Source organism: Legionella saoudiensis (assembly GCF_001465875.1).
In the GTDB taxonomy this organism is placed as follows: domain Bacteria; phylum Pseudomonadota; class Gammaproteobacteria; order Legionellales; family Legionellaceae; genus Legionella; species Legionella saoudiensis.
Map to the genome: position 1 here is coordinate 1 of NZ_LN901317.1, position 6617 is coordinate 6617.

Here is a 6617-nt window from a genome sequence, read left to right on the forward strand (position 1 = left end):
TGATAACTCCATACTGCGATGCTGATTAACTCCAATGGATAACGGTATCTTTTAGGCTTCCTTTCTAGCATCACGGTCTTCCTGTAAATAAATTACAGTCTAGACCAAAAGTTAACTTGACGATGCCACTCAGGGTATACAAAAATACACCATGCAATTACTGTTTGGCTATAAACACACGCTTTATCAATATGTAAGCTTATAATCCATGCACAATCCAATAAGAGAAACACATTCGATTGCGTGTTAAATTTAAGAGTAGCATTTGGGTCTTTATCTGCATGTATAATGAAGTTCTTTGAAATATTAAACATATGCTTAAATTCCTTTTTACCCTCAGCGGTCAATGCTACGGAATCAAGCAAGTGCGAGTCGCCAGTAATAGCACATAACACCTCATGGGCAGCATGAGCAAGATGATGAATTGAGATGGAACTCCTTTTTTCATAAAATAATAGTGTGGCGTCATAAAACAAGTTACGTGCCGCAATTACCTTATCAATTCAATTAAATTAATATCCATTTTAATAAAAACCTTAAATGCGGGAAATAAAACTTAATTTTAGAATTAATCAGACTAATCGTTGATTTAAAAGAAGAGTGCGCGTTCCTCCTCTAAGCTTTTCAAATTATATAAAATCAATACATTATTAGGTAAATTGTTTTCACCAGTGGTGAGACAATTTATTTTTTCATCTTCAGCAAACAGGTGGTGAAGCCAGATACTTGATAATGTGGAACTGGCTATATAAAGTGTTCAGTAATTTGGTTTTCAACATCGGGATCAATTGCTGTTAATATTTTAATTTTTTCTTCTAATGCTTTAATGAATTCCTCTTCTTTTATATATTGAATGGGTATATTAAAGCCAAGATGTGTAGCTATATATTGGAGAGAGCGGGTACAGTTTTCTGAATAGGGAAATTTTATAGTGTTTTTAATCGCTGCACAGAACGAATAAAAAAGAAAAAGACTTATAATTATTAAAGCCAGTAGACCTAACGAATCATACTTGTTTATCAAACGGTTATTGTCCCATCTTTGGCGCCGTATCTCATCTCGCCCATCAAACAGCGCAAAAGAGTAGTCTTCTTTTTTAACCGTTAACTCTACTTCAGCCATATCCATAAAAATTCTATTCGGGTGATCACCCCAGACAAATTGACGCCTTTGTTGTGCTATTCCACTATCAAACTCTTCGTACGAAATTTTTTTATCAAAAAATAAGCTACTATAATGAGTGTTTATTTCTTCTGTTGTCCGGCTTTGTTGCTTGGAAAATCCTTGCAGAATTTTATGTAGATTCCTTTTTATAACCTCATCCAAATCACTTATCTTAGCCTTAAGCTGCTGTATTCTTAATTCCATATTTTCTAACTCTTCACGATGTTTTTTCTCACACTTATCGGATTTCTGAGAGGTATAATTCACGAAGGGCTCATATAAACCCCAGTAAAGAGCACCCAGGGATACAAAAAAACCAATAGTAAAATTAATTTGAATAGTTTTTTGTTGTTTTCTTGCTCTGTTTAAAAAATCAAGACATTGTTGAAGCTCTTTTAAAGTAGGCTGTGTACGTCCATTCATAATAGTCCAAAATTTCACTAAAATATCTCAAAATGCATTAAACTACCTTTTTATTCATAATTAGACAAGGCACTTTATGAAAGATTTATGTGAACTTTTTAATGTTGATTCTGTCCATTATCAGACCTTAGCGATATGTATTTCGAGTCGGACTCCCTTCCCCTTGTGTTTTTATATAAACCTAATTTCAATTATATAAGGAGCTAATTTTTTATGTGTTTATCTAAATTTTTAGTTGGCTTTTTTTGCGGACTTGCAGTCCCAGACAGCTCACCCCTTTTTATCTTAGGATAACTACTTACACGCGCCACTTTCTGTTTTGACACCGATCTATTTATGCTCAGTGGCTTAGTTTTTCGCTCATAAATAATAGAAACCATTTCCAAGTTAACGATCTCCCGAGCTTTCCAAAGGTCATAGTTTGATTGCATTTGCATCCAGCTTTCAGGAGTACGTCCGAAAGCCTTGCTTAATCTTAGGGCCATTTCTGGAGACAAATCAGCCTCACCCTTAATTAAGCGAGAAAATGTTGAAGCACAAACATTAAGTTTTAAAGCAGCCATTCTCAAACTTATATCAAGTGGCTCAATATAAGTATCCTTAATAAATTCCCCTGGATGGGGTGGATTATGCATAATAGTCATTAGTGATAGTCCTCGTAATTAACGATATAAGCATCGCCATCTTCAAATTCAAAAGTTATGCGCCAATTACCATTTACACTTATAGACCAACAATCTTTTCGTTGTCCCTTTAGCGGATGCAAGTTATATCCGGGTAAGTCCATATCTTCAATGACTGTTGCAGTATCAAGCGCTGTTAATTGTAATCTTAATTTCTTATCGTGTTTTGGTTGGATACCAGAACAATCCCCTTTCTCGAAGAATTTTTTAAGGCCTTTATGTTTAAATGATTTAATCATATCTAAATTGTAGCTCGTTGCGCACCACAAATCAACCTATAAAACTTAATTTAATAAAACGGGGTTTTTATTACACCCCTACATCATTATTTCAATAAACGTAATTTCAAGGCGAAATCGGTTAAGAAATCCGATTAACTATTCTAAGTTAAGTTATTATTAATTTTTAAGAGATTACTCAACTCAACGGCCAAGTATCATACCTAAATTTATCTAGCATGTTCAATTAACATACTAAGCTATGTCGGTGGTGTATAAAAAACTACGGGGGGCTTTATCTACGTATTTTTTAAATAATAGACTTGCCTAGTGAGTAAAAAATTTTCTGGCATATCCCTCTTAAATTCACCATTCTCCCAATAATATTGCGTTGTAAACTTGTTCCTAAAAGTTTCTAAAGATAAAGGATATTTGGCATGCGGATTATGAAAAACATACAATCCATCAAGTAAAAACTCAGAATATTTTTCATTTTCAAAATTGTTAAGTAATAGCTCCTCCCCGCCGCTTCCAGGATGGTGCGTAGTAACAAATTGAAGTCGCTTACCCTTATTTTTAGCAAGTGCTCTAATTTTTCCCCATGTAGCCAACGGATTGTAAAATATGGCACTTATCTCACTGTATAAATCAGATTCAAAATAACCTAAAGGTATAACCGCTCCGTTTTCTTTTTTAACTTCTTTTATCCTTATACTTAAGGGAGGATAAAAATTAAAAAGGATTGATAATAATTCACACGTATAGACTCCATAAAGTGCTGCTAGCATCGGAATGTTTACTGAATAATGTGAGCCAGGCTGATTAAACGGGGCTATTGCCAATACAAAGGGCTTATTTGCTATATGATTTGACTTAGAATATGAGTCCACATATTTGATATACTTCGATGTTATGCTATTACAAATTCTTACTATTGCATCACGATTAAATTCATCTTGGCCATTTGGCATTATATCAGGTGGACCATAGCCATAAGGAGGAATACCTCCCTTCTCAGGGGCTGAAATTGTTGCCTCAATACAAAACTCACTTACATTAGTTGAACACAAAAAGTCCGGTATTGGATTATCCATATTTACATCAACACTTATTTCTTTTAAAACCGCATAGATATACAACTCCCACATTGATGACTCAAATGTTAATTGAAATTCTTGTATAAACTTATTATCACGATCTTTAAATCCTTCCACCCAATCTAGAAGAATCGCCCTCTCAGGTTCATTTTCTTCTTTCATTATCTCTTTAAAAATTGGATGTTGCTTATCCTCAGGTATAACTGGATAAAATAGTTCCATTACATTCCTAATATGATAAATTCACCTTTGAGTTAAATTATAGAGCACATAAGGGTACCTATAATTCTCTTAATTTATAAATTAGCAGACATATAAAATTGATAGTCATCCTGCATCTACTAAATCGATTTTTTATACATAATAGACACCACGGTCCATTAATCGATATAGTCGACACCTTTGTTAGCGGTTCGCCACCCAATCTTCATAAGTTAATGCAAACCGAAAATGATCGAGCCACTGATTGTTTATTTTAAGGTATCTTTGAGAAAACCCCTCTTTAATAAATCCATTGCGCGTTACTAATAATATTGATGTCGTGTTAACTGGTTGTATATTAGCTTCAATCCGGTGAAGCTTTAATTCCATAAATATCTTTTCAAGCACAAGTTTTAATGCCACACTCATCAAACCTCTTCCGACAAATTTCTGATTTGCGCAATAGCCTAAATAAGCGCTTTGAAAACATCCGCGTATAATTCCGCTTATATTAAAAACTCCTACTAACTCATCATCTTTAAATGCCAAATAAGTCTTGTTCATTTCAGATTGAGACGTGTCAAAATATTTATCAAAACTTTCATATGTTTTCGGACTATCAATAAGAGGACGATGAAAGTGTTCGCTTTCAACCATGGCATTGATGAAAATCTCTTTATCCGAATAAAGTAATTCTCTCACGAGCATGGGAAACTCCTGAAATATTTTTGGGGCTACATTTTATCTTTTTTTAAAAATTATAGAAGGGTGAAGAAGGCTATCATTAGGGTACGCTCTTTTGATAGGTAGGAAATAATAAGCATGCACCTCTCATATGATTTAAATTTTGACTTTTGATAGATGACTATCAAAATATCTAGGTTTAATTGATACAACCTAAATGTATCGCCCCGTTCAGAAATAAACCACTTTCAAAGATATCCTCAAATAGGGATGTGACAATCAATGGAATTGAAAGATACTCTAAGAATTCAACCAATTGAAAAATAATGATTTTATTTTAACGGTTTTTTATTAAAAAGAGCTTTTAAAATGCATAAAACAGATTTAAATTTATATTTAATGGACTAATATAGGTCTAAATTTGCCTTAGAGTACCTTTCAATTCCATTGATTGTCACACCCCAATCCTGGTTTTATTTTTTCTATAGAGATGGCTTTTGGTGTAAGTTTTTTCGAGGCAAGAGCAGTCTCCTCGGAAGACGAATTAACGTTCCCCAATCTAAATAAGCTCCCGCTCGGAATCAATCTGGTTCTGTCGAAACTTAAGCTCAATTAATAAGAAGATAATGTGTTATAATTAAATCGTTTTGGGCAATTGTTGGGCATACCAAGGGGTCATATCATGAAGCTTAATAAAACTTTAGGATTTAATTTTTTAGAGGCTATCTCAAATGGAATGAAAGAAAATACTAATTACCCCAGTGCGAGTATTCAAGAGCCTGGAGGCTATTTCTGTATCACCGTTATAGCGGGTAAAAAAGAAAATGAAGAGTTTGAATCATTAATCAAGATCTTTCCTGAATTATGTGCAAAGTATGGCATCCGATTGTTGCCTAGCCATAATGAATATACGAGGAAAAGAGTGCCACAAGGTGCCACTGACCTAATTAAATATGAATTTTTCATTAGTCCAAATGATCTTGATAGAATTTTGATGAATGAAAGTGACTACTATAGAGGGTATCGTTCTCAGGGGTCAGTTTTGCGTTTAGCTTATCCATTGCACGAGGCTTTTAAAAGAGACACTATCTGTTTATTTCCTGTATTGGAAATGGATTCGAATCAAATAATGCTGCGTATAGCGGGTTGCAATGCTAGTGAAACCATAACTACTCAATTAGCTTATTATTTTACTAAGTATCTTTCTTTTGAGGTGGGCTCGGCTGAACTCTATGGCCATCATATAGCTCCTATTGTAGAGGAAAAAATAGGGCTGTATGCTAGCGATTTTTTAGAGGTAGCTCTTGAAACTATAGGGATAAAAACTCAATTGAATCATCAATCTGAGGAGGGATTTACTGTATTTTCTTTAGAGGGGGAAGCCCGTGAATTCCTTGTTGAGATAGATTCCGAAGCCAGAACTATTTATCGTTTATTAAGCGCTGTAACTCCTGATGAACTACCTAATCTAAAATCGATAGAAGTTCCCATAACCACATATCTTCAGGCTTTAGGTAGTAAACTTTCTACTAAAAGTAAGTCAATCAGAGAGGAATTAATAGAAATAGGGAACGAATTTAAATCTCTACAAGAGGAAGTGAATACTTTATTAAAAGAAGGTGAGTTAACTGACGACATCAAGGAAAAAACAAGTAATTTACATATGATTACACTATCTCACGGACGAAATTATGAGCAAATTACCAAGTATTGTAACGGAATGAGCACCATTCTAGAAATACTGGACCGCATCAATAGTGAGAAAATAACAAAACAAACGACTGAGAATCAAACAAAAGTATTTGCAGCGTTACCGTTAGCCCCCACATTTTATCAGGCTCCAGAAGAGAAAGAATTAAAGGATGAAAGCTCCCCTGAGATAAGTCCTAGAAACAATTGAGATGGCAGCGGCATTCCAATTGGGCGCTTATTGTGTCCCAACTACAAATCTATTTTGAAGACAGACTAACTTTAGGACTTAGATAAGCAATGAGGTGACACAGTTAAATGAACACTCTCCAAAGATACCGCGAGGGACAGGAAGATCAGCTGGGCGCCCTGGGTCTAGTAACTAATGCTGTTGTACTCTGGAATACTATTTATATGAACGCTGCAAGAAATCATTTAGAACAAAAATCTATTGTTAT

6 protein-coding genes and 1 pseudogene are annotated in these 6617 nt (G+C 34.4%); 2 read left to right on the forward strand and 5 right to left on the reverse strand.

What is annotated here, in order from left to right; genetic code table 11:
• Window positions 1–744: 744 nt before the first annotated feature.
• From BN3124_RS00030 to BN3124_RS00050, 5 genes are all read right to left on the reverse strand, one after another.
• A complete protein-coding gene (locus BN3124_RS00030) occupies window positions 745–1587 on the reverse strand; it encodes a hypothetical protein (RefSeq protein WP_058532833.1) in 843 nt (280 codons plus the stop codon).
• Between the two features lie 203 nt (window positions 1588–1790).
• On the reverse strand, window positions 1791–2231 hold the full coding sequence (locus BN3124_RS16565) for a HigA family addiction module antitoxin (protein WP_078061424.1): 441 nt from the start codon (window positions 2229–2231) through the stop codon (window positions 1791–1793).
• The gene (locus tag BN3124_RS00040) at window positions 2231–2509 is read right to left on the reverse strand and encodes a type II toxin-antitoxin system RelE/ParE family toxin (RefSeq protein WP_058532834.1); all 279 of its coding nucleotides are present in this window, start codon (window positions 2507–2509) and stop codon (window positions 2231–2233) included. Before BN3124_RS00040 ends, BN3124_RS16565 begins: the two co-directional genes overlap by 1 nt.
• Window positions 2510–2787: 278 nt before the next feature.
• Entirely contained in the window at window positions 2788–3807 is a 1020-nt protein-coding gene (locus BN3124_RS00045) for a hypothetical protein (protein WP_058532835.1), read from the reverse strand.
• Window positions 3808–3990: 183 nt separating this feature from the next.
• The gene (locus tag BN3124_RS00050) at window positions 3991–4494 is read right to left on the reverse strand and encodes a GNAT family N-acetyltransferase (RefSeq protein ID WP_058532836.1); all 504 of its coding nucleotides are present in this window, start codon (window positions 4492–4494) and stop codon (window positions 3991–3993) included.
• 658 nt (window positions 4495–5152) lie between these two features.
• On the opposite strand from BN3124_RS00050, the gene BN3124_RS00055 reads away from it, so the two are divergent.
• Both BN3124_RS00055 and BN3124_RS17505 read left to right on the forward strand, forming a co-directional pair.
• Window positions 5153–6370, forward strand: coding sequence for a hypothetical protein (locus BN3124_RS00055; RefSeq protein WP_058532837.1), 1218 nt, complete (start codon window positions 5153–5155; stop codon window positions 6368–6370).
• 119 nt (window positions 6371–6489) lie between these two features.
• Window positions 6490–6617 (forward strand): annotated as a pseudogene (locus BN3124_RS17505) (Tn3 family transposase); the annotation flags it as partial.

What these genes read in the sequence shown, in the direction of transcription:
- BN3124_RS16565 (WP_078061424.1), bottom strand. Translation starts at nt 2,231, where the DNA reads ATGACTATTATGCATAATCCACCCCATCCAGGGGAATTTATTAAGGAT.
- BN3124_RS00055 (WP_058532837.1), top strand. Translation starts at nt 5,153, where the DNA reads ATGAAGCTTAATAAAACTTTAGGATTTAATTTTTTAGAGGCTATCTCA.
- BN3124_RS00030 (WP_058532833.1), bottom strand. Translation starts at nt 1,587, where the DNA reads ATGAATGGACGTACACAGCCTACTTTAAAAGAGCTTCAACAATGTCTT.
- BN3124_RS00045 (WP_058532835.1), bottom strand. Translation starts at nt 3,807, where the DNA reads ATGGAACTATTTTATCCAGTTATACCTGAGGATAAGCAACATCCAATT.
- BN3124_RS00040 (WP_058532834.1), bottom strand. Translation starts at nt 2,509, where the DNA reads ATGATTAAATCATTTAAACATAAAGGCCTTAAAAAATTCTTCGAGAAA.
- BN3124_RS00050 (WP_058532836.1), bottom strand. Translation starts at nt 4,494, where the DNA reads ATGCTCGTGAGAGAATTACTTTATTCGGATAAAGAGATTTTCATCAAT.